General features: G+C 44.1%; 26 protein-coding genes. 19 read left to right on the top strand and 7 right to left on the bottom strand.

What is annotated here, in order from left to right:
• Positions 1–167: 167 nt before the first annotated feature.
• Together CAG60_RS15315 and CAG60_RS15310 are read left to right on the top strand one after the other, a co-directional pair.
• The gene (locus CAG60_RS15315; RefSeq protein ID WP_004396872.1) at positions 168–1,115 is read left to right on the top strand and encodes a M23 family metallopeptidase; all 948 of its coding nucleotides are present in this window, start codon (positions 168–170) and stop codon (positions 1,113–1,115) included.
• Positions 1,019–1,474, top strand: coding sequence for a bactofilin family protein (locus tag CAG60_RS15310; protein WP_072670865.1), 456 nt, complete (start codon positions 1,019–1,021; stop codon positions 1,472–1,474). The genes CAG60_RS15315 and CAG60_RS15310 overlap by 97 nt, the downstream gene beginning before the upstream one ends.
• Here CAG60_RS15310 and CAG60_RS15305 read toward each other — a convergent pair whose 3' ends face one another.
• Positions 1,475–3,148: an RluA family pseudouridine synthase gene (locus tag CAG60_RS15305; RefSeq protein WP_161439340.1), complete on the bottom strand. Its 1,674-nt coding sequence runs from the start codon at positions 3,146–3,148 to the stop codon at positions 1,475–1,477.
• Between the two features lie 94 nt (positions 3,149–3,242).
• Positions 3,243–3,827 carry a LysE family translocator gene (locus tag CAG60_RS15300; RefSeq protein ID WP_161439338.1) on the bottom strand — a complete coding sequence of 195 codons (585 nt, stop codon included), beginning with the start codon at positions 3,825–3,827 and terminating at the stop codon, positions 3,243–3,245.
• Positions 3,828–3,933: 106 nt separating this feature from the next.
• Between CAG60_RS15300 and CAG60_RS15295 the strand changes: the two genes are divergently transcribed.
• Complete coding sequence (locus CAG60_RS15295) at positions 3,934–4,377, top strand: Lrp/AsnC family transcriptional regulator (protein WP_040905225.1); 444 nt, start codon at positions 3,934–3,936, stop codon at positions 4,375–4,377.
• A gap of 37 nt (positions 4,378–4,414) precedes the next feature.
• Here CAG60_RS15295 and CAG60_RS15290 read toward each other — a convergent pair whose 3' ends face one another.
• Complete coding sequence (locus tag CAG60_RS15290) at positions 4,415–4,678, bottom strand: DUF3012 domain-containing protein (protein WP_158137160.1); 264 nt, start codon at positions 4,676–4,678, stop codon at positions 4,415–4,417.
• Positions 4,679–5,019: 341 nt separating this feature from the next.
• Here CAG60_RS15290 and rbsD point away from each other — a divergent pair, with 341 nt between their 5' ends.
• From rbsD to CAG60_RS15260, 6 genes are all read left to right on the top strand, one after another.
• A complete protein-coding gene (rbsD, locus tag CAG60_RS15285; protein WP_161439337.1) occupies positions 5,020–5,439 on the top strand; it encodes a D-ribose pyranase in 420 nt (139 codons plus the stop codon).
• 35 nt (positions 5,440–5,474) lie between these two features.
• A complete protein-coding gene (gene rbsA / locus CAG60_RS15280) occupies positions 5,475–6,983 on the top strand; it encodes a ribose ABC transporter ATP-binding protein RbsA (RefSeq protein ID WP_161439336.1) in 1,509 nt (502 codons plus the stop codon).
• Positions 6,980–7,963 carry a ribose ABC transporter permease gene (gene rbsC, locus CAG60_RS15275; RefSeq protein WP_161439335.1) on the top strand — a complete coding sequence of 328 codons (984 nt, stop codon included), beginning with the start codon at positions 6,980–6,982 and terminating at the stop codon, positions 7,961–7,963. Before rbsA ends, rbsC begins: the two co-directional genes overlap by 4 nt.
• Before the next feature lie 65 nt (positions 7,964–8,028).
• Positions 8,029–8,913, top strand: a complete 885-nt coding sequence (gene rbsB / locus CAG60_RS15270) for a ribose ABC transporter substrate-binding protein RbsB (protein WP_161439334.1) — start codon at positions 8,029–8,031, stop codon at positions 8,911–8,913.
• A gap of 67 nt (positions 8,914–8,980) precedes the next feature.
• A complete protein-coding gene (gene rbsK / locus CAG60_RS15265) occupies positions 8,981–9,901 on the top strand; it encodes a ribokinase (RefSeq protein ID WP_161439333.1) in 921 nt (306 codons plus the stop codon).
• A 13-nt stretch (positions 9,902–9,914) separates the two neighbouring features.
• The gene (locus tag CAG60_RS15260) at positions 9,915–10,919 is read left to right on the top strand and encodes a substrate-binding domain-containing protein (RefSeq protein WP_161439332.1); all 1,005 of its coding nucleotides are present in this window, start codon (positions 9,915–9,917) and stop codon (positions 10,917–10,919) included.
• Positions 10,920–10,941: 22 nt separating this feature from the next.
• Here CAG60_RS15260 and CAG60_RS15255 read toward each other — a convergent pair whose 3' ends face one another.
• Entirely contained in the window at positions 10,942–11,910 is a 969-nt protein-coding gene (locus CAG60_RS15255; protein ID WP_161439331.1) for a KpsF/GutQ family sugar-phosphate isomerase, read from the bottom strand.
• Between the two features lie 256 nt (positions 11,911–12,166).
• On the opposite strand from CAG60_RS15255, the gene srlA (CAG60_RS15250) reads away from it, so the two are divergent.
• From srlA (CAG60_RS15250) to CAG60_RS15210, 9 genes are all read left to right on the top strand, one after another.
• Complete coding sequence (gene srlA / locus CAG60_RS15250) at positions 12,167–12,715, top strand: PTS glucitol/sorbitol transporter subunit IIC (protein WP_072670876.1); 549 nt, start codon at positions 12,167–12,169, stop codon at positions 12,713–12,715.
• A 12-nt stretch (positions 12,716–12,727) separates the two neighbouring features.
• The gene (gene srlE, locus CAG60_RS15245; RefSeq protein WP_158137155.1) at positions 12,728–13,714 is read left to right on the top strand and encodes a PTS glucitol/sorbitol transporter subunit IIB; all 987 of its coding nucleotides are present in this window, start codon (positions 12,728–12,730) and stop codon (positions 13,712–13,714) included.
• Positions 13,715–13,726: 12 nt separating this feature from the next.
• The gene (locus CAG60_RS15240; RefSeq protein WP_158137154.1) at positions 13,727–14,092 is read left to right on the top strand and encodes a PTS glucitol/sorbitol transporter subunit IIA; all 366 of its coding nucleotides are present in this window, start codon (positions 13,727–13,729) and stop codon (positions 14,090–14,092) included.
• Positions 14,093–14,155: 63 nt separating this feature from the next.
• Positions 14,156–14,935 (top strand): sorbitol-6-phosphate dehydrogenase, encoded by a 780-nt coding sequence (gene srlD, locus CAG60_RS15235; RefSeq protein WP_161439330.1) that lies wholly within the window; start codon positions 14,156–14,158, stop codon positions 14,933–14,935.
• 88 nt (positions 14,936–15,023) lie between these two features.
• Positions 15,024–15,377: a transcriptional regulator GutM gene (locus tag CAG60_RS15230; RefSeq protein WP_161439329.1), complete on the top strand. Its 354-nt coding sequence runs from the start codon at positions 15,024–15,026 to the stop codon at positions 15,375–15,377.
• An 81-nt stretch (positions 15,378–15,458) separates the two neighbouring features.
• Positions 15,459–16,253, top strand: coding sequence for a glucitol operon DNA-binding transcriptional repressor SrlR (srlR, locus tag CAG60_RS15225; RefSeq protein WP_161439339.1), 795 nt, complete (start codon positions 15,459–15,461; stop codon positions 16,251–16,253).
• Between the two features lie 130 nt (positions 16,254–16,383).
• Entirely contained in the window at positions 16,384–16,950 is a 567-nt protein-coding gene (gene srlA / locus CAG60_RS15220) for a PTS glucitol/sorbitol transporter subunit IIC (RefSeq protein WP_161439328.1), read from the top strand.
• Positions 16,947–17,918 carry a PTS glucitol/sorbitol transporter subunit IIB gene (gene srlE / locus CAG60_RS15215; protein ID WP_161426144.1) on the top strand — a complete coding sequence of 324 codons (972 nt, stop codon included), beginning with the start codon at positions 16,947–16,949 and terminating at the stop codon, positions 17,916–17,918. Before srlA (CAG60_RS15220) ends, srlE (CAG60_RS15215) begins: the two co-directional genes overlap by 4 nt.
• A 7-nt stretch (positions 17,919–17,925) precedes the next feature.
• Positions 17,926–18,285 carry a PTS glucitol/sorbitol transporter subunit IIA gene (locus tag CAG60_RS15210; RefSeq protein ID WP_158137148.1) on the top strand — a complete coding sequence of 120 codons (360 nt, stop codon included), beginning with the start codon at positions 17,926–17,928 and terminating at the stop codon, positions 18,283–18,285.
• A 229-nt stretch (positions 18,286–18,514) separates the two neighbouring features.
• On the opposite strand, the gene glpT is transcribed toward CAG60_RS15210, so the two are convergent.
• Entirely contained in the window at positions 18,515–19,885 is a 1,371-nt protein-coding gene (gene glpT / locus CAG60_RS15205) for a glycerol-3-phosphate transporter (RefSeq protein WP_004396883.1), read from the bottom strand.
• A gap of 599 nt (positions 19,886–20,484) precedes the next feature.
• On the opposite strand from glpT, the gene CAG60_RS15200 reads away from it, so the two are divergent.
• Complete coding sequence (locus CAG60_RS15200) at positions 20,485–21,651, top strand: lytic polysaccharide monooxygenase (protein ID WP_161439327.1); 1,167 nt, start codon at positions 20,485–20,487, stop codon at positions 21,649–21,651.
• Positions 21,652–21,790: 139 nt separating this feature from the next.
• Here the strand turns inward: CAG60_RS15200 and CAG60_RS15195 are convergent, their stop codons facing one another.
• Positions 21,791–24,043, bottom strand: coding sequence for a TonB-dependent receptor domain-containing protein (locus CAG60_RS15195; protein ID WP_161439326.1), 2,253 nt, complete (start codon positions 24,041–24,043; stop codon positions 21,791–21,793).
• A 117-nt stretch (positions 24,044–24,160) separates the two neighbouring features.
• Entirely contained in the window at positions 24,161–25,084 is a 924-nt protein-coding gene (locus tag CAG60_RS15190; protein WP_161439325.1) for a LysR family transcriptional regulator, read from the bottom strand.
• Positions 25,085–25,147: the final 63 nt, after the last annotated feature.

The raw sequence follows: 25,147 nt of genomic DNA, 5'->3' as shown, positions 1-25,147 counted from the left end.
TATCAGTGTCAGACAGAGAGGTAATTTATCGCTACTTATTATAAAAATAAAAAAGAGATCCATGTCAGAAGCTGCTTAACCTAGGGTAGTCCAATCAAGCAAAACGTTTAGTCATGGCGGGTTACCTGCTAGAATCAAAGAATTCCACCTTAGTATTAATAGAATCAATGAAAGAAAAGGTTACCGTTTCTGTTTCATCTATCCACGGCACGCGACACTTCCATTTAGGTAAGTGGTATCGGCATGTTTTAAAAACAGTGGGTTATACTGCTTTAGCTGCGTTGCTCACCATTGGCGGAGTGATTTATTACTTGTCCAGTGAAGTGGATTTTGCCAAATTAAAGCAGCAAGAATTAGAGAATCAATCTTCTTCATTACTGGGCGAGCTATCTTCACTGCAAGAACTAAAAAATAATCTAGAACATGATTTACAAGAGCGTGAAGAAAAAATGCAGTTGGTTGCCGATCGATTAGGCGATCTCGAAAAAGTCTTAGGGGTAGAAGACAGTGGTGCGGAATTAGAATCTCGTTTAGACACGGCTGCGATTACTTCTTCGGTCAGAATGGTGATGTTAACCCAAATCCCCAGTGGTGCTCCTGTTCATGAAGCTCGAATTTCGTCAGGGTACGGTAAGCGAACTCATCCTGTGACAGGCAACGTTTTATTCCACCGTGGGCAAGATTTCGCGGTCAATATTGGTACTCCTGTCTACGCGCCAGCGGATGGGGTGGTGGAAGTCACTCGGGCGAGTAATCAAGGTTCGGGTAACTTTTTGCGCTTACAACATGCTTATGGTTTTTCAAGCTCTTATTCGCACTTACAAAAGTTTGCGGTGAAAAGTGGCGATTTTGTACAAAAGGGCGATCTGATTGCTTATTCGGGTAATACCGGTCTCTCTTCTGGGCCTCATCTACATTATGAAGTGCGTTTTGTTGGTCGACCATTAGATCCCAAACCTTTTGTCGATTGGGGAATTAATGATTTTGAAAGTTTATTTAGTCAAGTAAGAGGTATTCGATGGGAATCTTTAGTAAACAAAGTCGAACTCAGAGTCAGCGCGCAGCTACAACTCTCATCGCAAAAGGCTGTTCAATTAGCGGACAACTCCGGTTAGAAGACAATATTCAAATCGATGGTCTTGTCGATGGACAACTGCATGTTATTAAGACCATTGTGGTTAGTGAAAGTGGCGCGGTAAATGGTGATATTTTTGCGCAACATGTGATCATTAACGGTGCATTTGAAGGCACTTGTCACGCCGACAAAATCGAGATTTTAAGTAAAGGGGTGGTTAATGGCACTCTGTATACTGACGATTTGAGTATTGAACAAGGTGGACGTTTTAATGGCATGACTCACCCTGCTGCAGGTGAAAACGTCACTCAATTAGTCGATGCAGTTGACGCCAAGGAAACCAAAAACACGAAAATCCACAAAGAGATAAAACCCGCGACCAAAGGCTCAAGTCTGTAATCAAAAGTCTGCTGGCACTTCAAAGGTCATTTTTTGATGATGATAGGGATGATAAAAGCTTAACTTCTGAGCATGTAGACACAGTCTTTCAGCGGCTTGCCCATACAGATCATCACCAACGATAGGAAAACCCAATCCATCAGGATGAGCGCAGTGGACGCGCAACTGATGGGTTCGTCCCGTATGAGGGTATAAATTTACTCGGGTTTGGCCTTGTTCAATCGCTACCTTTTCCCACCGTGTCTGCGCCGATTTTCCCGTCTCAAAGCAGACCTTTTGTCTAGGTCTATCGTCTAGGTCCGAGGCCAGAGGCAGCGCGATGTCACCGCTATCGTGCTCAAGTTCACCGGATAATAGAGCCACATACTGCTTGTCAATTTGCCGAGTGATGAATTGCTTTTGCAGCGATTTATTCGCGCGACGCGTTAGGGCAAAGACTAATAGCCCGGATGTCGACATATCTAAGCGATGCAAGACAAACGGACCTTCACAGTTAGGAAATTGCTCTGCTAAGCGGGTGAAAGCGGAATCTTTGATGTTCACTCCCGGCACAGATAAAAACTCAGCAGGTTTGTTGATAACGACTATCGCCTCATCTTGGTAGACGATCTCAATTTGTTTTCCCTCGGCAGGATTCACTAATAAGGGATTATCCTCTAACGGCATACCTTTGAGCATGTGTGCCAAAATCGGTTGGCACTTACTTTGGCATGCAGGATAAAACTTACCGTGCTGGCGGATCTCCGATTTCGGTGAGCTACCCCACCAAAATTCTGCTAACGCAATCGGGGTTAATTGGTGCTGAAAAGCATAATGCAGTAATTTCGGTGCCGCGCATTCCCCAGCTCCTGCTGGAGGAACGGGGTTGGCACACTCGGCAAAAATAGCATTAAGGTTTATTTTCTCTCCGTACTGATTGAGAAAAAAATAATGAGAAAAGAGCTGATATTGTAAGCGCGCTGAACGTTGCTTACGCTCTTGTTTAAGCGTTGTGATGGTCTGATTGAGCTGGTTAAGTTCTTCATCTAACGCGGCGATTTTTTGCTGCCATTCAAGCTTAAGCTGTTTTAATTGCCATTTTTCTTGCACGCTTTGCTGGGCAAGTTGGTTGAACAGCGCTTGTTGTTCCGCTTTTGTTGCTTGGCTGGTCGCTGTGGCGCGCTGTTGTTTTCGCTGCGCTCGGCTATCGATCATTGCTTTTTGTTGCGCGCTAATCGCTTGATTCGCTTGCTCTTGGCAGGTCTGTAAAGCCTCGATGAGAGCATTGCGCGGCTCCGAGTTCATTAGCTGCTTAATTTGCTGATTTATTTCGGCGATATGGTTGGCTTCTGCGCTAAAAAATTCCGTCTGCGTAAAACGATCAAACACTGGCGGTACAAAACCGGGGAGATGATCTTGCTCGGCGAGCTGACCAGAAAACGCAGCGAGATATCCCAATTGCTGTTGAGCATTTTTCACCACTAAAACGCCAAACATTTTTCCGTGACCGTCGCTGTGTTGCTCAATGCCAAAAGGGTGAACCCAATCATTTTGTGTTGTTAGATGAGTTTGTAACTGTTTGGTGGCAATCAGCGCTAAAGGATGCGGCTGATAACAAAACGGATAAGTGAAGCGTTCAGGTAATGAGATATTAGTAATGTCAGTGATAAATGGGGTAAAGCAATCGGCAGGCATAGTGAAGACAACGGTGGTTAAAAACAAGGGAGAGTTTACTGCGCTCGGCGTAAAAAGTCAGTATTTCTCCCTAAGCTTGAGCAAAACAACCTATTTACAGCATCGGTAACACAGACAGCAGCAATAATCCGCCCATGGCACCATTAAACCAACGGACATAGCGCGGATGATTCATCCACTGGCTTAGCTGCTTACCGGCCACCGTCCAGACGCTTACCGATGGTATATTGACCATCGCAAATACCAAGGCGATGACCATTAATTGTATCCAACTTGCCTGTTGGTTAAACACACTTACAGCGGTGAGCGCCATTGACCAGCCTTTCGGATTCACCCACTGAAAGAGTGCCGCAGCAGTAAAGGTCATCGGTTGATAACGCTGCGTTGTTTGTGAGGGGTTACTCAAGGCTATTTTTACGGCTAAATAGACTAAGTAGGCGGTGCAGATGATTTGCAGTCCGTATTGTAGCATTGGATAACGATGAAACAGTTCGGTGAGTCCAACACCAACCAGCAGCACCATGATACTGAATCCTAAAATAATGCCCAGCATGTGAGGAATGGTCCGTACAAATCCGACGTTGGCTCCTGAGGTCATGAGCATGATGTTATTTGGACCGGGTGAAAAAGTAGAAACAAACGCGAATGCGATGAGTGGTCCCCATTGTGTGTAATCCATGAGCGGCTCTTGTTAAGTAAATGATGAGAAAATAATAATGGTATTGTTGGGCAATATTGTGTTTATATTTGTTTTTAATGACTTCAATTAGCAATAAAAATGACTTATGGATAGATTTGACGAAAGAATATTGCAAGCGCTTCAGGCGGATGGGCGGATCTCTAATGTCGAGCTTGCCGAGCGGGTAGGGTTATCACCCTCAGCGACACTAAGGCGAGTGCAAGAGCTTGAGCGCAAGAAAGTCATTAAGGGTTATCGAGTGATCGTCGATAAAAGCCAACTTGATATTGGGTTTGTGGCGTATGTTGCGATTGGTTTGAATAGCCATACCAAAAAGGCACAACTCAGTTTTGAAGAGCACGTACGCTTTGCTAAAGAGGTGGTGGAGTGTCATAACATTACTGGAATGAATGAGTACTTACTTCGTGTTGAGACTAAAGATCTCAGTGCTTATAAGCGCTTTCATGCGGATGTGTTAGGTGAATGCCTAACGGTAAAATCCATTAGCACTATGGTCGTCATGGATTCTCCAAAAGATGCCCGCCAGTAGTGAGCATCTTTTCATCCTATTTTTAGTGTCCGAGAAACTAAAAAATACAGTGTTTCGCGTATGAAGTGGCTTGATTGGCTGTCCAATCGCCTTTTGGTTTCTCTTGCATATCCTCACACCACTCTTGACTGCCCACTTCAGTTTGTAATACGCAGTGTTTAGCAAAATCCACCGCTCCTTGGGCGCTCCATTCACCTTTAGGTTTTTCACGCATCTCTTGGCACCAAGAGCTAGTACCTACTTCGTTTTCACAAGCAGTGAGAGCCAAAGTACTGAGCACTAATAACGCTAATTTTTTCATTGTTGATCTACCGATAAAGAAAACGTAAGTCATGATACCTAAGTCGCCCTAGAACAAGCCATGCTTTCTGGTCATTTTTCTGTTTTTCCTACGGCAATTGCGGATATGACTCAGCCGATCATTGATTGGCTAATAAAAATCTCAGTGATCATTCTCACTGTTTATCCATCATCAAATATCGATAAAACGATCCAACTCACAGTCTGATTTTAATCTAGATGCAAAGCAAAAAAGTGGCGTTATTATGCTATCGAAACGTTTCGATGAGTGTTTTGTCAATAATAAACGGTCGAGATGGGTCCTAGCTTCACCTCAACGTGCACTGAAATAAAGGTCAAATAATGAAAAAAAGTACGCTATTAAACGCCGAGCTCTCTTATCTAGTGGCAACGTTAGGTCATACCGATGAAATTACGATTGGCGATGCTGGTTTACCGATTGACGAGTCTGTACAGCGAATCGATTTAGCTTTAACGCAGGGTATCCCGAGTTTTTTGGATACGGTGCGCGTCATCCTCAGCGAAATGCAAGTGCAAGTGGTGCTACTGGCTAACGAGTTTGCTCAAGTCAGTCCTGATTTACATAGCGCACTACTCACGGAGTTACACCGCGAGCAACAGGAAACAGGTCAACCTATTGCGATTGAGTATCTTAGTCATGATGAGTTTAAAACTCGTACGGTTGCCAGCCGCGCGGTGGTAAGAACCGGTGAGTGTACACCTTATGCCAATGTGATTTTTCAATCGGGCGTGGTGTTTTAGCGTTCGATGTTGTGATTTAACGATGAGGAGGAGTGATGACTCAACCGATTTTAGCTCTCAGTCAGATTGATAAAGCTTTTCCTGGTGTGAAGGCGCTTGATCAAGCTTGTTTAAACGTCTATCCAGGTCGAGTCATGGCCTTGATGGGAGAAAATGGCGCTGGTAAATCGACATTAATGAAAGTATTGACGGGGATCTACAGCAAAGATGCTGGCACCATAGACTATCAAGGTCAACCAGCCAGTTTCAAAGGCCCTAGGGATTCTCAGCAAGCGGGGATCAGTATTATTCATCAGGAGTTAAACCTGATCCCGCAACTGACGATTGCAGAAAACATCTTTCTTGGCCGAGAAAAAACCAGTACTTTCGGTCGTATCTTGTGGCAAGAGATGTACGCGGAAGCGGATCAGCTGTTAGCCCGTCTTAATGTTAAACACAGTGCTAAAACCTTGCTCGGTGAGCTGAGTCTTGGTGAACAGCAGATGGTGGAAATCGCCAAGGCACTCTCCTTTGAGTCTAAAGTGATCATCATGGATGAGCCAACCGACGCATTAACGGATACCGAAACCGCCTCATTGTTTAAAGTGATTAATGAATTGCGCGACCAAGGTTGTGGCATCGTTTATATCTCTCATCGTTTAAAAGAAATTTTTGAAATTTGCGATGATATTACCGTGTTGCGAGATGGCAAATTCATCGGTCAATGCCAAGTCAGTGAGACCGATGAAGATGGTCTGATTGAAATGATGGTTGGGCGTAAATTAGAAGAGCAGTATCCACGTATTGACGTAGAGCCAGAAAATAAAGTTTGTCTCGAAGTGATAGGTTTGACCGGATCGGGGATTCATGATGTCAGCTTTACCCTGCGTCGAGGAGAGATTTTAGGTATCTCTGGCTTGATGGGAGCGGGACGTAGCGAATTAATGAAGGTGATTTATGGCGCGCTGCCTTCTGAGCGGGGTGTGATTAATCTTAATGGCCGCACCATTAACCCCGTTAGCCCGCAAGATGGTTTAGCCAATGGTATTGCCTACATCTCAGAAGATCGCAAAGGCGATGGTCTGGTACTCGGTTTATCAGTCAAAGAAAATATGTCGCTGTGCGCCCTCGATAAACTGACCAAGGGCATACAAATTCAGCATGGCGCAGAAGCGACTGCGGTAGAAGATTTCATTCAACTGTTCAATATAAAAACCCCTTCTCGCAACCAGATCATTGGTCATCTTTCAGGTGGGAATCAGCAAAAAGTGGCGATCGCCAAAGGCTTAATGACCAGACCGAAGGTGTTGATTTTGGATGAACCGACACGTGGCGTTGATGTCGGTGCAAAAAAAGAAATCTATCAATTAATCAATAAGTTTAAAGCGCAAGGGATGAGTATCATTTTAGTTTCATCGGAAATGCCAGAGGTGCTTGGTATGAGCGATCGAATTTTAGTGATGCATGAAGGCCGGATCAGTGGCGAATTTGATGCCAAGCAAGCCAATCAAGAAAATCTTTTAGCGTGTGCCGTTGGCAAAACCTTGAACGAGGAAGCAGCATGAATAGTAAAACCCTAAGTAATCAGACGCCCAACGGTGGTGAAAAGTGGTTTAGTAAAGCGTGGTTGATTGAACAAAAGTCACTGATTGCTCTGCTATTTTTAGTCATTGTGGTGTCATTCTTAAATCCCAACTTTTTTACCGTCGACAACATACTGAATATTTTACGTCAGACATCAGTGAACGCGATCATTGCGGTTGGTATGACTTTAGTTATTTTAACCGCGGGCATTGATCTCAGTGTTGGTTCTGTGTTGGCCCTATGTGGTGCGTTTGCTGCCAGCCTGATTGCCCTTGAAGTTCCGGTTATGGTGGCGGTGCCAACGGCTTTACTTGCTGGCGCGGCGCTAGGAGGTATCAGTGGCATCATCATCGCCAAAGGTAAGGTACAAGCTTTTATTGCCACGTTAGTCACCATGACACTCCTGCGTGGCGTCACCATGGTTTATACCGATGGACGCCCTATTTCAACCGGCTTTACCGATACCGCTGATGCGTTTGCTTGGTTTGGTACCGGTTACGCACTGGGCATTCCTGTACCCGTTTGGATGATGGTGGTGGTATTTGCGGCGGCGTGGTACTTGCTCAATCACACACGTTTTGGTCGTTATATCTATGCCATGGGCGGTAATGAGTCGGCGGCGCGTTTATCCGGTATCAATGTTGATCGCGTTAAAATCGGTGTATACGCCATTTGTGGTCTGTTATCGGCCTTGGCGGGCATCATTGTTACTTCTCGGCTCTCTTCTGCACAACCTACGGCAGGCATGGGCTATGAGCTGGATGCGATTGCAGCGGTCGTATTAGGCGGCACCAGTTTAATGGGCGGCAAAGGTCGGATCATGGGTACCTTAATTGGTGCACTGATCATCGGCTTTTTAAATAACGCATTGAACTTACTCGATGTGACCTCTTACTACCAGATGATAGCGAAAGCGGCGGTTATATTGCTGGCTGTGCTGGTGGACAATAAAAATAAGTAAAACGTGAACCTACCAGAGGTAAGCGTGCTTTCGTCTGGTTCCCCCTACAAAAAAGGATGATTAACATGAAAAAACTTGCGACGTTAATTTCTGCTGCGTTGTTATCGGCTTCGGTATCGGTATCGGTCTCAGCTTCTGCTAAAGACACGATTGCCATTGTCGTTTCAACCCTGAACAATCCATTCTTTGTCACCATGAAAGATGGTGCGGAAGCGAAAGCCAAAGACTTAGGCTATAACCTGATCGTTTTGGACTCGCAAAACGATCCGAGTAAAGAGCTGTCGAACGTAGAAGATCTCACGGTTCGAGGTGTAAAAGCGATTTTAATTAACCCAACCGACTCCGATGCTGTATCAAACGCTATCCGCCGAGCCAATCGCGCGAATATCCCTGTGGTAACCTTGGATCGTGGCGCGAGCCGTGGTGAGGTAGTCAGTCATATCGCTTCGGATAACGTAATGGGCGGAGAGATGGCTGGTCAATTTATCGTTGAAAAAGTTGGCGAAAAAGCCAAAGTTATTCAGCTCGAAGGGATCGCCGGCACCTCGGCGGCTCGTGAACGCGGACAAGGTTTTATGAATGCGGTTAAAGAGCGTGATATGGTTTTGCTTGCCAGCCAACCTGCTGACTTTGATCGCACCAAAGGATTAAACGTCATGGAAAACCTATTAGCATCAAACCCAAGCGTGCAAGCTGTCTTTGCGCAAAATGATGAAATGGCATTGGGCGCGCTGCGCGCGGTGCAAGCGTCTGGTAAAAACATTTTGATTGTTGGTTTTGATGGTACTGAGGATGGCATTGCCGCAGTAAAGCGTGGTCAATTAGGGGCAACGGTTGCTCAGCAACCCGACATGATTGGCGCTTTAGGGGTTGAAACTGCTGATAAGATCCTCAAAGGTCAGACGGTCGAGGCTTATCTTCCTGTGCCGCTGAAAATTATCAGTCAATAACTCATGTATCGTATACCTCGCTCTGAGTATAGGGCGAGGTTTTCTATCTTATAGAAGGATAATTCTTATGAACCAATTGGTGGTATTAGGTAGTGTCAATGCTGACCATGTTCTACAAGTCCCTACTTTCCCTCGTCCTGGAGAAACGCTTCATGGCCGAAATTATCAAGTCATTCCTGGCGGTAAAGGAGCAAACCAAGCGGTTGCCGCCGCGCGCTTAAAAGCGGATGTGGGTTTTATTGCCTGCGTTGGTGATGATGCCTTTGGTATCGAAAGTTGTGAACGTTTTAAGCGGGATGGAATGGATATTCGTGGTGTGAAAGTACAAGCTGATTGCCCAACAGGCATTGCGATGATCCAAGTTTCCGACCGTGGAGAAAACAGCATTTGTCTTTCGGCTGAGGCTAATGACCGATTAACCGCAGAAGCCATCGAAGATGACCTACCAAGTATTCGTGCCGCCAGCTACTTGTTAATGCAACTTGAAACGCCGATTGACGGCATCATTAAAGCCGCGCAAGTCGCTAAACAAGCGAAAACAAAGGTAGTACTCAACCCAGCGCCAGCGCGTGAGTTGCCTTCTAGCTTGCTCAGCTGTGTTGATGTGATCACCCCCAATGAAACAGAAGCGCAAGTGCTCACCGGCATTACCGTCACTGATGATGCTACAGCCCAGCAAGCGGCAACAGTGTTACATCAGCAAGGCATTGAAATTGTTATTATTACCCTTGGCGCAAAAGGGGTTTGGTTAAGTGAACATGGTCGTGGACAACTTATCCCCGGTTTTCGCGTCTCGGCCACCGACACCACCGCTGCGGGTGATACTTTTAATGGTGCGTTTGTGACTGGCTTGTTAGAGAATATGTCTTTAGAATCAGCGATTAAGTTTGCTCATGCCGCAGCAGCGATTTCAGTCACCCGTTTTGGCGCACAAACGTCGATTCCGACTCGCCAAGAAGTGGATGAATTTTTAGCTCAGCATCAATAAGGGATAAGATGATATGGCAACCATGAAAGATATTGCGCGCGTTGCAGGGGTTTCGACTTCCACGGTTAGCCATGTGATCAATAAGACTCGCTATGTCAGTGATGATATTGCCGAGCGAGTCAACAAAGCCGCGAAAGATCTCAATTACGCGCCTTCGGCTTTGGCGCGTAGTTTAAAAATGAATCGTACCCGTACCATTGGCATGCTAGTGACTACCTCGACCAATCCATTTTTCGGAGAAGTCGTTAAAGGGGTTGAGCGCAGCTGCTATCAACAAGGTTATAGCCTGATCTTATGTAATACCGAAGGGGATAATCAACGTATGAAAGCGTCGATCAATACCCTATTACAAAAACGAGTCGATGGCTTAATTTTAATGTGCTCGACCTTAGAAGGCGAACGGATTGAAGTCTTTGAGCGCTATCCTGATATTCCAGTGGTGGTTATGGATTGGGGGCCAATGTTATTTGCCAGTGATAAAATCCAAGATAACTCGCTACGTGGTGGCTACATGGCGACCCAGTACTTAATTGAATGTGGTCATCAATCCATCGGCTGTATTACTGGACCACTGAGTCGTCATCAAGCGCAAATGCGCTATGAAGGTTATAAACGAGCCATGTTAGAAGCGGGCTTAACCATTAATCCTGATTGGATTATTGAGTCTGATTTTGAATGTGAAGGAGGCGCGCAAGCACTGTATCGATTGCAAAAAAAAGGGCCATTACCCAGCGCAATTTTTGTTAGTAATGACATGATGGCCATGGGGGTGATTCATGCCGCCAGTGACCTTCATATCGCTATTCCAGATCAGCTTTCGATCATCGGTTATGATGATATTCATATCGCAAATTTTATGACGCCTTCCCTGACGACTATTCATCAGCCCAAATACCGTTTAGGTCAGGCAGCGATCGATACCCTATTAAATAAGCTTAAAAATCAGAGCCGCGAGCCTCAAGTGGTTCAACTAGAACCAACGCTGGTTGTCCGTCAGAGTGTGAAAGTGTTTAAGTAATACGGTAGATATAAAAAAGCCATTAGAATATTCCCGCACGTTGGATCGTTTGTTGATTGATGACTCCTTGATAGTAGCCCTGTTCATTAATAACCGGTAAAGCCGTTATTTCATTTTGGCGCATAATAGAAAGAGCCTGATGGCATAGTGTTGAATGTATAATCACCGTTGGCTTGTTTGTCATTAATTGTTTGATATCTATGGTTAGTGAGACATTGCCATGCAGTGCTCGGCGTAAATCACCATCAGTGAATACGCCTTGGATCCTTTCTTCTTCTACCACTGCAATTAATCCTAATCCAGTCCGGCACATGATCTCAATGACTTCGGTTAAGCAAGTTTGTGGTGAACAATAGGCAGTAGTATGCGTATCGGTCATCAGTTGATGGACCTGTGTTAACAGTCGTGTGCCCAGAGCACCTGCAGGATGAGAAAAAGCAAACTCTTCGGCGGTGAAATTCTTTTCAGACATGACGGTTAAAGCAAGCGCATCCCCGATTAATAGGGTATTGGTAGTACTAGAGGTTGGAGCGAGGCCAAGCGGACAGGCTTCTTTTTCGACATGAATATCTAAAAGATAGTGACTATGCTTGGCTAGGTAACTATCGCGTTGTCCTGTGATGGCAATGATAGGAATACGTTTGTTAAGTAGTAGAGGTACAATCGTTTTAAATTCATTGGCTTCGCCAGAGTAAGAAATCAAAATAGCTAAGTCGTGTTCAGTCACCATACCGAGATCGCCATGTAAAGCTTCTGCTGGGTGAATAAAAAATGCTGCCGATCCCGTAGAAGCGAAGGTCGCCGCAATTTTTTTTCCAATATGGCCTGATTTACCGATACCAAAAAGAACAATTTTGCCTTTGCATTGCTGTATCGCGATGCAACTGTTGGCAAATTCCTTATCCAGCTTACTTTGAAGCCGGGATCCTTGTTCTAATTCCTGTTGAATGACCTGTTTACCACATTGAATCATACGTTCGGTTATTGTCATTTTCTCTTGTCCATTTTCATTTCTCATTTCCAATGGCTTTCAAGTGAAAGTCACTGTCTCAGTATTTCTTCGTATCCAACTTATTATTTCAATCCCACCAACAAAATGAAAGTTCAAATCTTGTTTATTTTTACTGTGAAAGTTTATTTTTGTGATCGCTTTCAATTTGATGAAAGTTTTATCTTTTAGTTTGAAAGTTATGGTGGGAGTATGTCTACGTGGTAAGACACAGTCACAATTAGATGAGGATCTAAAGATGGAATGGATAATTCATGGTGCGGAATGGTTTATTGGACTGTTCCAAAAAGGGGGCGATGTTTTCGTTAGCATGGTAACAGGAATACTGCCATTGCTAATTGCGTTGCTTGTGGCAATGAACGCCTTAATTCAGTTTGTGGGACAAGAGCGTGTTGAACGTTTGGCACAGCGTAGTGCAGGAAACCCGATATCTCGTTACTTAGTGCTACCCGTTATCGGTACCTTTATTTTTTGTAATCCGATGACATTAAGTCTTGGACGATTTTTACCTGAGCGTTACAAGCCTTCTTATTATGCGGCGGCATCGTACAGTTGCCACTCTATGAATGGCCTCTTCCCACATATTAACCCAGGTGAATTGTTTGTTTATTTGGGTATAGCTAGTGGATTAACGACATTGGGGTTACCGCTTGGTCCTTTGGCTGTCAGCTATTTACTGGTTGGGATGGTCACGAATTTTTTCCGCGGATGGGTCACTGATTTCACCACCATGATGGTTGAACGGCAACAAGGTGTTCAACTTGAAAGTGAAGTTCATTTCAAATAGAGGAAGAAGATAATGAATTACATTCAAATTGAAAAAGGTAATGGTGGTTGGGGTGGTCCTTTACGTTTACCGGTTGAGCCTAATAAGAAAATTATTTACATCACGGGCGGTACACGTCCAGCCATCGTCGATAAGCTAGCGGAGCTAACAGGATGGGAAGCAGTCGATGGTTTCAAAACCACCATTAGTGATGATGAAATTGCTGTAGCGATCATCGATTGTGGTGGAACCTTACGCTGTGGCTTATACCCTAAAAAACGCATTCCCACCATCAACATTCACTCCACAGGGCAAAGCGGTCCTTTGGCTCAATACATCACTGAAGATATTTATGTCTCTGGTGTTAGAGAAAAAAATATCAATTTGTATCAAGGAGAGGATGCACAGTCTGCCACAATCTCGCATGGTCTTGATGAGCAAGATGCAAGCCAGAGTAAATTTGATACGAGTAAAAAACTGACTCAACAAAGTGATGGGCTACTGGCCAAAATTGGTATCGGTATGGGGTCTGTCATGGCGGTCTTTTTCCAAGCTGGTCGAGAAACGATTGATACCGTTTTAAAAACTATTTTACCTTTTATGGCCTTTGTTTCGATGCTTATTGGGGTAATTATGGCGTCAGGGCTTGGCGACTTCATTGCTCATTTTCTGACACCGTTGGCTCAGAATCCGCTCGGATTAATCACCTTAGCGCTGATTTGCTCCTTTCCTCTATTATCTCCCTTTTTGGGCCCGGGTGCGGTGATTGCACAAGTCATCGGTGTATTAGTGGGTACCCAAATTGGGTTAGGTCATATTCCGCCGCAATTAGCGTTACCGGCGTTATTCGCAATCAATGCACAAGCAGCCTGTGATTTTATTCCTGTCGGATTAGGTTTGGCTGAGGCAAAACCGAAAACGGTTGAAATTGGTGTGCCTTCTGTCTTGTATTCTCGTTTTCTGACCGGGGCTCCAACCGTCATGCTCGCTTGGTTTGTCTCAATGTTTATTTATCAATAAGGAGGCGAATGTATGTCTGCTCTTTATCAAGTACAAGTCGAACGAATTGGTGCTTTTGCCTATGAAGCTTTGGAAGATGACATGATGATTATCTTCAGCCAAATCGCTCCACAAGATGCTGCCGATTACTGCTTTATCCATAGTCACGATAGGTTGAAAGCACCGATTGAAGCTGGTTACACCTTAATGATTGGTCAACAACGCTATCCTATTACTTCGGTTGGTGAGGTAGTGAATCAAAATTTAGCTGAATTAGGCCATATAACGATTCGTTTCGATGCATTGGATCAAGCTGAGTATCCCGGTTGTCTTCATGTGAATGGGCAGAGGCCTACACAAATCCTTTGTGGAGAACAGATTGCCTTTTTTAGGCCATAACGTTTTGTTAATTATATGTTTTATATTCTAAGTAAGATGTCAAATAAAAAGTTGGAGTGAATCATGGATAAAGTAGCATTAGTGGTTGGTGGTGGCCAAACTTTAGGTGAGTTTCTGTCTCGAGGGCTAGCAGCGGAAGGTTATACCGTCGCTGTCGCTGATCTGAATGAGTCGAATGCGCGATCGGTAGCAGAGCAGATTTGTCAGCAATATGGCGATAATAAAGCGATAGGAATTGCGGTAGATGCGACTCATGAAGCGAGTGTTTGTCATATGGTTCAGCAAGTTGATGAGAGGTTTGGGCGCGTTGATCTTCTAGTTTACAACGCAGGAACCGCAACCGCGGCCAAAATTGATCAATTTCCACTCGATGCATGGCAGCTTTCGATTAACGTGAACCTGACGGGTTATTTCTTATGTGCACGAGAAGTTTCTAAGATCATGATTAGAGAAGGGAGAGGAGGCCGCATAATTCAAATTAATTCTAAGTCTGGTAAAGTGGGTTCAAAACATAACAGTGGCTATTCTGCGGCCAAATTTGGTGGGGTTGGGCTAACGCAATCATTGGCACTGGATCTAGCAGAGCATCAGATTACGGTTCACTCTTTGATGCTGGGTAACTTATTAAAAAGTCCGATGTTTCAGTCTTTGATTCCGCAGTATGCTAAGAAACTGGGAGTGGCAGAGTCTGAAGTGGAACAAATTTATATTGATAAGGTTCCGTTAAAAGTCGGTTGTGATTATCAAGATGTTCTTAATGTTTTAAGCTTTTATGCTAGCGATCGTGCAGCATACTGTACTGGCCAGTCGATAAACATTACTGGCGGACAAGTGATGTTTTAATCCTCCCCCAGGATTTTAGTATCAGCATGCTTCTGAGGTATTTGGGCGAGCTTTGCTTGCCCTTTTTTTAAATGATGAGGGTAACCAAATGGATGAAACAACATGGTTAATCGTATTGGCTTTGTGTGCTTGGAGTGGGCAGATAGCACTGGGTTTTTTGCAAATCAGAGCATTCAATAGGATGCTGCAATCTCTAGCAAAACAAGGACAAGTCAAGATTGGTAAAACTCGCAGTCGCTGGAAACCTAGAACCATTGTGGTTTTAGTCGAAGATGAATATAAGCGTATCATCGATGCTAAAGTCATGCGGGGAGTCACGATTTTTGCAAGACCAAAATCGTTGCCTGATTTGATTGGCTTAACATCGCCGATTAAAGATGAGCAAGTCAAACACTTAGATAAACAATTGCAAGAAGCGATAAGCGTCGCATTTTCAAAGTAATCGATAACGCTCTGGGATTGTTTCTTTCAATGTGAAAGTTTAATGTTAAACTAGTCTCAATGTAATCGTTAAGTGAATGATATGAATCTAGATAATAGAAGAGAGCAGTTACTACATTTTTTGCGTCGCCATGGTAAAACATCCGTTAATGAGCTGGCAAAAATTTTCAAAACGTCAGGAGCAACTATTCGAAGTGATTTACGATCATTAGAAGAAGAAGCCTTAGTTATTCGTCGCTATGGTGCTGCCGAAGCCTGTCAAACGCCACTTGTTCATCATGAAGACCGCTCAATGGATGAGAAGCAAAGCGTTAATTTGGAAATGAAGTGCCAAATAGCTCAAATGGCTGCTAGCCTTGTTCATGAGGGTGAATCGATAATTTTAGATTGTGGTAGTACAACATTACAGATGGTGCCGCACTTTGATCGATTAGCCTCACTGACTCTGATGACGAACAGTATGCACATTGTAAATGCGATGGCTGATTTAGAGACAGAACATACCGTTCTCATGCCTGGTGGTACCTATCGACGTAAGTCCGCTTCTTTTCATGGTCAAGTTGCAGAGCAAGCATTTCAGCATTTTTCATTTGATAAGCTTTTTATTGGTGCTGATGGCTTTGACTTAAAACAGGGGACAACAACGTACAATGAGGCTTATCAAGTCAGTCAAGCCATGTGCGATGCTGCAAATCAAATTATTGTCGTAACAGATTCAAGTAAATTTGGTCGTCGTAGCCCTAATGTCGTGGTTCCTTTAGAAAAAATAGATATTCTCATTACCGATCATCGTATTTCAACCGAATGTGTGGAGTCACTTGAGCATAAAGGGATCCGCGTGATTTGTGTTGGAGAGTCGTCATTTATAAAAAGTTAACATCATTTTTGTTTTACTACTTTTGAAATGAAAATTCTCGTGATTAGTTTCACAGTTCCCCTTCTTCTCTCTTTTTAAAATTGTCAATTAGATGAACACTCTCTGCTGAGTTGTTGGGCGAGAGTAATGTATGGACTGGATACTGTTTGGGGCAGATTGGTTTATTGGTCTGTTTGAAAAAGGTGGGCAGGTTTTCATGACAATGGTCACGGATGTCCTCCCACTGCTTGTTTGTTTATTAGTTGCAATGAACACACTTATGCGTCTCTTTGGTCAACATAGAATAGAGAGCATTGCGCAAAGAAGTGCATCTAATCCACTTTCTCGTTACTTACTGCTGCCAACCATTGGGACTTTTGTATTCTGTAATCCAATGGTGCTGAGTTTAGGCCGCTTTTTACCTGAAAAATACAAGCCCTCGTTTTACGCCTCGGCATCGTATTCATGTCATTCAATGAATGGCATGTTTCCTCATGTTAATCCCGGAGAACTTTTTATTTTTCTCGGCATTGCTGCTGGGATAACTCAACAAGATCTTTCTTTAGGGCCGCTTGCGATTACTTATTTATTGGTCGGTTTAGTCAGTAATTTTGTGCGTGGATGGGTAACTGACTTTACTACGATGTGGGTTGCCAAACAGCAAGGGGTAGTCCTTAGCGATCAAGTGAAAATCATTAAAAATGGTAAGCCTTCATGAAGATGCTGCAGGTCAATGCTGGATCCGGTGGTTGGGGCGGTCCGTTATTTATTCCTATTCAGCCTCAGAAAAAAATCCTTTATATAACCGCTGGTACGAAACCCTCTTTTATCGACGAAATAGTCAACTTAACCGGGATGGAGAGCATTGATGGTTTTAAACAGCATATTGACGATGATCAGATCGCTTGTGTAGTGATTGATTGTGGAGGAACACTGCGTTGTGGTTTATACCCTAAAAAAGGCATTCCTACACTCAATATTCATGCGACCGGAAAAAGTGGTCCTTTGGCGGAGTATATAACTGAGGGCAATTATGTCTCTTCAGTTTCTTCTGACTGTTTTCAGCTGATTGAAGAGCAACAAGAAGAGCAAGTGGTGTTAAATACAACTCTTGAGCAAACAAATTTTGATATTAATCGTAAACTGTCTCAGCAGAGTCATGGATTATTAGCCAATATTGGTATGGGAATGGGATCCGTCATGGCCACGCTTAATCAAGCTGGCCGTGAGACTATTGAAACCGTCATAAAAACAATTCTTCCATTCATGGCCTTTGTCTCTATGTTGATCGGAGTTATTTTGGCTTCTGGTCTGGGAGATCTTGTGGCACAAGGATTAGCGCCATTGGCGGATAATCCGCTGGGACTCATTACCTTGGCATTAATTTGCTCTTTTCCTTTATTATCGCCATTTTTAGGACCAGGGGCAGTTGTTGCTCAAGTGATAGGGGTATTAATAGGAACACAAATTGGCATGGGCACTATTCCACCTCATCTGGCTTTACCTGCATTATTTGCGGTCAATGCTCAAGCGGGTTGTGATTTTATTCCAGTCGGGTTAGGGCTTGCTGAGGCAGAAGCTGAAACCGTACAAGTGGGCGTTCCGTCTGTACTGTATTCTCGTTTTTTGACCGGAGCGCCGAGCGTGTTACTGGCTTGGTTCGTTTCGTTTTCTATCTATCAGTGAGTCAGTAATGTACCAGTATATCGCGAGTATTGAACATATTGGTGAACAAGCTTTAGATGCCCTGAAAGATCATATGATGATTCTATTTGGCCTAAATGCACCGCAAGAGGTAAAGGATTATTGTTTTGTTATTCGTAACTATAGTCAGCTTAATAGCAGTATTAACTTAGACAGTACTTTATTAATAGGAGAGCATGCCTATATCGTCACTGCAGTCGGTGATGTAGCCAACCACAATTTAGCGACTCTGGGCCATGTAACGTTGAAGTTTGATGGGAGTGCTCAACCCGAGTTACCGGGCACTATTCATCTACTTGGACCGACACTGGGTAAAATTCAATGTGGTGATATCATCATCTTTGGTTGATCGGATGATCGAGCTATATTCAGATTGCTTAATGGACCGGTGCTATTTACGCAAGAGTCTGACTTTTTGGGTGGACAATAACTAAGCAAACTTACCAGATAAGTTTTTTAAACGAAAATCTTTAGTTGTTTAAATCTTACATTCCAACGAATGAATTTTATCAAATCGTAAAACATAAGCCCGAAGTATTTTCGGGCTTATGTGGTTAAACAGATGGTTCAGTCAGTGTTTATTGTGCGGCTTCTGCAGCTTCTCTGGCATCTTTTTCTTTGTGGAAGGCTCTTTCTCCGACAAAGGCATAGAGCAAACAAACAATAGACAAAATGCACGATGCAACAAGGATAAAGAATCCGCCATCCCAACCAAAATGGTCAACCGTATAACCTAAGATGGCGTTAGCGGCGACGGCACCACCGAGATAACCAAACAGCCCTGTCAAACCTGCTGCGGTTCCTGCGGCTTTCTTCGGTGCTAATTCAAGCGCATACAGCCCAATCAGCATTACTGGGCCATAAATTAAGAAACCGATAGCGATTAATGCAAGCATATCAACGGTTGGATTACCGGCTGGGTTAAACCAGTAGACCAATACGGCTAGGGTTACTAAAACCATAAACAGAATACCTGCCGGGGCGCGGCGACCTTTAAAGACTTTATCTGAGATCCAGCCGCAGAGTAGGGTTCCGGGAATACCCGCCCACTCATAGAGGAAATAAGCCCATGAAGATTTATTCACCGTAAAGGCTTTAGCTTCTTGCAAGTAAACTGGAGCCCAGTCTAATACACCATAACGAATGAGGTAGACGAACGCATTAGCAATCGCAATCGCCCATAACAGTTTGTTATTAAAAACGTACTTAAAGAAAATCTCTTTCGCTGTCATCTCTTTTTCATGAGATTTATCGTAATTTTCTGGGTAGTCATTTTTATACTCTTCAATCGGTGGTAAGCCGCAAGATTGTGGAGTATCGCGCATGGTTAACCAAGTAAATAGCGCGACCAGCAAGGCAAAGAAAGCCGGAACGTAAAAAGCCGCTTTCCAGTCACCACTGAAGGCCCATAAGCCTAGGATAAAAATAGGGCCAATCAGCCCGCCACCCACGTTATGCGCAACGTTCCATACCGAAACAATTTCTCCGCGCTCTTTACGTGACCACCAATGCACCATAGTTCGACCACAGGCAGGCCAGCCCATCCCTTGGAACCAACCATTTAAGAACAGTAAAATGAACATCGCGGTAATGCTACTCGTTGCCCAAGGCATAAAGCCAAAGCAGAACATCACTAAGGCGGATAACACAAGGCCTGCCGTTAAAAAGTAACGAGGGTTGGAGCGGTCAGAGACGTTGCCCATTAAGAACTTGGACAGTCCATAAGCGATAGAAACCGCAGCCAGTGCGACCCCCAGATCACCACGACTAAAACCTTGTTCAATCAAATAAGGCATCGCTAAGCTAAAGTTTTTACGGACTAAGTAGTAACCGGCATAGCCGACAAAAATACCGATAAAAAGCTGCCAACGCAGACGCGAATAGGCGCTATCAACTCGTTCAGAAGATAGCCGCTCAATGTGAGCATGTGGTTTAAAGATCCCAAACATAATGGCCTCGTAATGTAATTAGGTTGCTGGGGGAATAGAACATTCAAAATGGAGCGAACGAATAATTTTTTATTTTCGTTCGAAACTTTTCGAGAATTGTAGGTATGTTGCAAATTATTTCTGTGATGAATGAAGTGTTACAATTAATTTACTCATAAAAACAAATAATTAATTGGTTTTTATGAGTGATAAATAATCGAAATGATGGCATTTTGATCTTTAGTTTTTGCTAATAAAGCTTTGTTTTTATTAGATTGGTTTAATGTGATGCCATACCTGCTCGTTCGAGAGTTCTTTCTTTGCAACGAATCAATGACCAATTTAGTTTGATGATCTGGCGAGAGGATAAAATTTGATGTCCCTCGTAGGAAAATGAGCGTTCAAAGTATGAGCAGTATAGATTTGGAAGGTAGGTTGTATTTTGGAGCATCGATAGTGGTCCTTGACTTGGGTTATCAGTGAATCTTGCTAGCTTTAGGACGTATTGGGTTTAAAAAGACAGCCCATTTTTATGGTGATGGTTGAGTTGGTTGATCATCGTAAAACATCGCCCTAGTTCATGGGTCATTACTAACATCGTCAGTGGAAGGAACCGAACAATGAAACATCGATTAGTCCTGAGTACTTTGTGTATCAGTTTATCTATTCCCTCATTAGCTTTTGCACATGGCTGGGTTGAGTTTCCCAGTGCGCGGCAAAATACGTGCTATTTAGATGGTGGGTTTTGGAGTAACGCTATACCTAATGCGGCTTGCCAAGCGGTTTATGATCAATCGGGAGCTTATCCTTTTGTGCAGCGTAATGAAGTGGCTGCTAATGTGGCTCGTTATCGAGATCTCGAGCAGGTGAAAGCAGTGATACCGGATGGTCAGCTTTGTTCTGCCGGTCATGCTGCTAAAGCTGGGTTAAATATTGTCTCTCCTCATTGGCAGAAAACACCGATTCAGCTAAATGAACATCATCAATTGGACTTAGTTTTTCATGCTGCAGTGCCACATAATCCTTCTTATTGGGAGTTTTACTTAACGAAACCAGAGTACGATCCAAGTCTACCTTTGACATGGGACGATTTAGAGTTAATTGATGAGGCGGGGAATGTCGCAGTAGGGGCTGATAGAAAATACCGATTTACGGTCAATTTCCCTGAGGGACGCAGTGGTGATGCGATTTTGTATACCCGTTGGCAGCGAATTGATCCGGCGGGCGAAGGGTTTTATAACTGTAGTGATATCACCTTTGTCGGCGGAGAGGCCCCAACGCCGCCTACTGAACCGAGTGAACCTGAGCAACCGACAGATTTAACGGCATTAGGTTATTTTGTGCCAACAGGGTTTGGACCAGTGGACAGCGGTGATAGTGTGCGTTTTCGTACCTTCAGCCAGCAAGGGCAAGAGTTGACGGATATTCATCTCGAGATTTCTGCCAATAACAGACACACTTGGCCTGTTGAACTGGCAGGTCAGTTTAATCAGCAGCAGGCGGGAGATTGGTATATTGGCATTTGGCACCAAGAAATGAACCACTATATGTTTGATAGCCGAAATATCCATGTTAACCAAGTGTTTGCGCCACATGGTCAGTTTAGCTATCAATTATCATTACAAAAACAAACACCGCCACCAGTGAACACTCATAACGCTTGGCAAAAGAGCAAAACATACACCGCTGGTGATATTGTTGTTCACCAAGGGCGTGAATGGACCGCGCAGTGGTGGACGAAAGGAGAAGAGCCGGGAACCACCGGAGAGTGGGGTGTTTGGCGCTAAGATGAGTTAACTTCTTAGTGTGAATCCTGTTAATTGTTTGAAGTAGGCAGCAATATCGCTGCCTATTTGAAGAAGAAAAATCATCAAAATACAGCCAAGTTAAGGAGCGGTAACTCCTTCACTTGATTTGATATCTCGATTAATAGTGTACTTCCACACCAAGGGTAATCGTTCTGCCTGGATCGGGCATGCTGATCACCGCTCCCGGTTGTACTTGATAACGGTCAGTGAGGTTATTAATGGCCAAAAACAGCTGTGTGTTAGGGTTTAAGGCATATTGAGAGTAGAGATCAATTTTATAATCCGCTGGGATATCGATAATCGCACTGGCACCCGTGCCCGCTAACCAATTACTTGGATTCGACTTACCGGAGTGATAAGAGACCTTGATACCAGTATCAAGGGTATTATTAAAAAATTGCGTGCCAAGATTGAGGTGTATGTTTTCTTTGGGGGGAATACGCGTTGGGGTTAATCCCCAAGCAAAGCCCATAGAATTACAGCGCTCGCTTTCTGCATATGCCGCTTGGTCTGTAGAGCAAATTTTGGTTTCACTGTATAAGGTAGCGGCAAGGTGAGCGTATAACCACGCATAGTGATATTTGGCGCTCAGCTCCCAACCAGAGAGCTGCATTTTATCGTAATTGGTAAAGGTAAAATTAGATCGCCATTCAGACATTCCCGGTGTTTTTGGCAATACCCCACCAGAAATATAATTTTTAATGCTGTTTCTAAAATAAGACGCTGATAGATGAAGATTATCTCCACTCGCGATTGTATCCGTGCTATGCCATTGCACGCCGACCTCGTTATTGAACGATTGCTCAGGTTTGAGAGGGTTGAAAGGATTGTAGCTGAATACCTCATTCGATAGTGTCGTTTCATATAAGCTCGGCATTCGATAAGTACGTGAGGATTTCAAAAATAGCTGGGTACTTGGGGTCAACTGATAAGTGAGTTCACTCAGTAAATCCACTTTTTCTTTGTAATCGAGATGTTGCTTAGTTTGATGATCGGTTGATTTGGCATTATGGACATTTAGCCCCAATTTTATTTTCAGCGGCGCATAATTAATATCAGCATTAGCAAACAGGTTTTGTGCACGGCGCTTACCATCACGAGAGGTCACGTTCTGGGTAAAACGCGTTTGTCCATCTTCTTCAGGCGATAAGCGCTCTTGCTGCTGCGCAAAACCATAAGTTAAACGCACAGGCCATTCGGTCAGTAAGCTCTCATTACTGACGCTAAAGCCGGAACGGTCATTGCTGTAGCCATGGAAATACTGCTCGGCGTTAGTGCCGACGGCCCAAAGCCCGTTATATTGAGCGAGCTTCGCATCGGTGTACCACACATTGGCGTGTAGATTTAGCCAAGGATGATCAGGCTGATAGTAGTAATTGGCGGCATAAGTATTGACTTTCGCTGTGCCTAATCCCCACTGAGGCATCATCTCTTGACCATCGGGTAGCGGGTTGCCCTCGTGGTCATAATCGTATTTTTCCCAATAAGCGGCCAGCACTTCACCGGCTTTTTGTTCGTGGTAACGATAGGTGAGATCGGCATTATGCGCGGTGCGATTGTTGGTGGCTAATTTTAAGAGCCACGAATCACTTTCAAAGCTGGTGTTAACCACTTCTTGTCCTGGGCCAACCACCGGGTCTTGATAATCGTCATAGCCATTTTTACCGGAAAAATGGTTGCCTTTTGAGCGTTTACTATAGGCGAGTACGGTACTAAATAACTCATGTTGATAACCAAGGCCAATCATGGCTGAGCCGTGTTCAAATTTGTATTCAGAGTCACGGTTCGCTAATAAATAGCGGCCTTGTTGACGGTAATCGCCACTGACTTCTGGGGTACGATTATGGTTATTGGCCCGAGCTTTAAATATCACACCAAAAGAGCTGTCATCTTTAATTACATCGTTAATGGTTAGCGTGGTGGCGTTAACCACGCCGCCAACAGCGCCGCTAGCGTAAGGTGAACTATCCATGGTCGCACCTTGATGAACCGTCAAGGTGCTGAGTAAGTCAGTATCAATATAAGTTCGGTCACTGACGCCTTGGTAACCACGAGAGGTGTGAGTAGATTGCAAGCTGCCATCAATAAAAATCGGTACTCGACCTTCGCCTTGCAAGCCGCGAATGCCAATATCCAATGCGCCGGCTTCATTATGCATATTATTACTTTGTATGCTGGTGATCCCAGAAAAGATATCCGCATTGGCGATACCACGCATTTTGTCTAAATCACTGCGTAATCGTTGATGAGTAGGAATGGGCTGCCCATGTACGGTGATGGTTTCATCGGTTTCTGATGGAGCGGCGGTTTCTGCTTGAGTTGCGCTGGTCAACAGAAGAGGAATAATAGCCAACAAAGGTTTCAACTGCATAATTTGATCCTTGTCAAAATGAGAGCAAGGATACTGATGTAATTGATAATTATTATCAATACGTTTTGATGAAATAATTTGTGACTTGAATCACATTTTTATGCTGGTATTTTACCATTAAGTCAACGATTGCGATTTTTGGATTTCTTCATCGACCCACACCAGCAACTGTTTGATAGCTCTTGAGAGCAATTGGTTTTGGCGCACGATATAACCCAAACTGGTGGAAGAAAAGTCGGGCAGTGGGGTAAGCGTTGTGTGTAATGTCCTTTGCGGATTGACTGAAAACGTAGGGACAATCGCGACTCCGAACCCCGCTTCTGCCCAGTCAATTTGTGCATCCACACTACCGACTTCCATAATGCGATAGTTAGGCAGGTTCAGTTTCGGCAAACTGAGATCGATTAAATCTCGAGTACGAGTATCATGACCCAGCAGAATAAGCGTCGGTTCATCCGCGGTGAGAGGAACTTGCGAGTGATCGCTAACCGCTAGGCTTTGATTCGCGGCCTGCGCCTGCCACTGCGCGAGTCCATTGCCGATTGCGCACCACTGCACCTCACGTAGCTCGGTAAAACTCAGAGGTGCTTCTTCTTTTTGCGCGATCACAAATCCCAAATCGGCTTTGGCCGTTTTCACCAGCTCTGCCGCTTGTGAAGAGGTGGTATTAAATAATGACAGGTCGATCCCCGGATAGGTTTTACGAAAGAGCTGAAAAGGGCCAATCAAGAGTAAGCGGGAGATGATATCGCTAGCGGCAATGGTTAAGGTGCCCTGATGAAGATGATTAATGGCATTGAGATCGGCTTGGCAGACTTGTAATTCAAGTAAGGTTTTCTCTGCACTTTGCAATAATCGCTCACCCGCTTGAGTCAGTTGAAAAGGGTTACGTTCAATCAATTTGACTCGCGTTGCTTGCTCTAACTGTTTTAAATGCAAGCTAACGTTGGGTTGTGTCATGTGTAATGCTGCGGCGGTTTTACCAAAATGTTGATATTTCGCTAAAGTGACAAAGGTATTGAGCCAGTGAATATCGAGCATGATGGATCCTTAAACGAAAGCGCATTCAGTGAGGGCGATATGGAATTCTTATCAGAGTTATAA

The sequence above is a fragment of the Vibrio sp. V33_P6A3T137 genome, assembly GCF_009904835.1.
Classification (GTDB): Bacteria; Pseudomonadota; Gammaproteobacteria; order Enterobacterales; family Vibrionaceae; genus Vibrio; species Vibrio metschnikovii.
Note: the sequence above shows the minus strand (reverse complement) of the source record. Positions and strands in the feature narration are given on the sequence as shown.

What these genes read in the sequence shown, in the direction of transcription:
- CAG60_RS15315 (WP_004396872.1), top strand. Translation starts at nt 168, where the DNA reads ATGAAAGAAAAGGTTACCGTTTCTGTTTCATCTATCCACGGCACGCGA.
- CAG60_RS15310 (WP_072670865.1), top strand. Translation starts at nt 1,019, where the DNA reads ATGGGAATCTTTAGTAAACAAAGTCGAACTCAGAGTCAGCGCGCAGCT.
- CAG60_RS15305 (WP_161439340.1), bottom strand. Translation starts at nt 3,148, where the DNA reads ATGCCTGCCGATTGCTTTACCCCATTTATCACTGACATTACTAATATC.
- CAG60_RS15300 (WP_161439338.1), bottom strand. Translation starts at nt 3,827, where the DNA reads ATGGATTACACACAATGGGGACCACTCATCGCATTCGCGTTTGTTTCT.
- CAG60_RS15295 (WP_040905225.1), top strand. Translation starts at nt 3,934, where the DNA reads ATGGATAGATTTGACGAAAGAATATTGCAAGCGCTTCAGGCGGATGGG.
- CAG60_RS15290 (WP_158137160.1), bottom strand. Translation starts at nt 4,678, where the DNA reads ATGAAAAAATTAGCGTTATTAGTGCTCAGTACTTTGGCTCTCACTGCT.
- rbsD (WP_161439337.1), top strand. Translation starts at nt 5,020, where the DNA reads ATGAAAAAAAGTACGCTATTAAACGCCGAGCTCTCTTATCTAGTGGCA.
- rbsA (WP_161439336.1), top strand. Translation starts at nt 5,475, where the DNA reads ATGACTCAACCGATTTTAGCTCTCAGTCAGATTGATAAAGCTTTTCCT.
- rbsC (WP_161439335.1), top strand. Translation starts at nt 6,980, where the DNA reads ATGAATAGTAAAACCCTAAGTAATCAGACGCCCAACGGTGGTGAAAAG.
- rbsB (WP_161439334.1), top strand. Translation starts at nt 8,029, where the DNA reads ATGAAAAAACTTGCGACGTTAATTTCTGCTGCGTTGTTATCGGCTTCG.
- rbsK (WP_161439333.1), top strand. Translation starts at nt 8,981, where the DNA reads ATGAACCAATTGGTGGTATTAGGTAGTGTCAATGCTGACCATGTTCTA.
- CAG60_RS15260 (WP_161439332.1), top strand. Translation starts at nt 9,915, where the DNA reads ATGGCAACCATGAAAGATATTGCGCGCGTTGCAGGGGTTTCGACTTCC.
- CAG60_RS15255 (WP_161439331.1), bottom strand. Translation starts at nt 11,910, where the DNA reads ATGACAATAACCGAACGTATGATTCAATGTGGTAAACAGGTCATTCAA.
- srlA (WP_072670876.1), top strand. Translation starts at nt 12,167, where the DNA reads ATGGAATGGATAATTCATGGTGCGGAATGGTTTATTGGACTGTTCCAA.
- srlE (WP_158137155.1), top strand. Translation starts at nt 12,728, where the DNA reads ATGAATTACATTCAAATTGAAAAAGGTAATGGTGGTTGGGGTGGTCCT.
- CAG60_RS15240 (WP_158137154.1), top strand. Translation starts at nt 13,727, where the DNA reads ATGTCTGCTCTTTATCAAGTACAAGTCGAACGAATTGGTGCTTTTGCC.
- srlD (WP_161439330.1), top strand. Translation starts at nt 14,156, where the DNA reads ATGGATAAAGTAGCATTAGTGGTTGGTGGTGGCCAAACTTTAGGTGAG.
- CAG60_RS15230 (WP_161439329.1), top strand. Translation starts at nt 15,024, where the DNA reads ATGGATGAAACAACATGGTTAATCGTATTGGCTTTGTGTGCTTGGAGT.
- srlR (WP_161439339.1), top strand. Translation starts at nt 15,459, where the DNA reads ATGAATCTAGATAATAGAAGAGAGCAGTTACTACATTTTTTGCGTCGC.
- srlA (WP_161439328.1), top strand. Translation starts at nt 16,384, where the DNA reads ATGGACTGGATACTGTTTGGGGCAGATTGGTTTATTGGTCTGTTTGAA.
- srlE (WP_161426144.1), top strand. Translation starts at nt 16,947, where the DNA reads ATGAAGATGCTGCAGGTCAATGCTGGATCCGGTGGTTGGGGCGGTCCG.
- CAG60_RS15210 (WP_158137148.1), top strand. Translation starts at nt 17,926, where the DNA reads ATGTACCAGTATATCGCGAGTATTGAACATATTGGTGAACAAGCTTTA.
- glpT (WP_004396883.1), bottom strand. Translation starts at nt 19,885, where the DNA reads ATGTTTGGGATCTTTAAACCACATGCTCACATTGAGCGGCTATCTTCT.
- CAG60_RS15200 (WP_161439327.1), top strand. Translation starts at nt 20,485, where the DNA reads ATGAAACATCGATTAGTCCTGAGTACTTTGTGTATCAGTTTATCTATT.
- CAG60_RS15195 (WP_161439326.1), bottom strand. Translation starts at nt 24,043, where the DNA reads ATGCAGTTGAAACCTTTGTTGGCTATTATTCCTCTTCTGTTGACCAGC.
- CAG60_RS15190 (WP_161439325.1), bottom strand. Translation starts at nt 25,084, where the DNA reads ATGCTCGATATTCACTGGCTCAATACCTTTGTCACTTTAGCGAAATAT.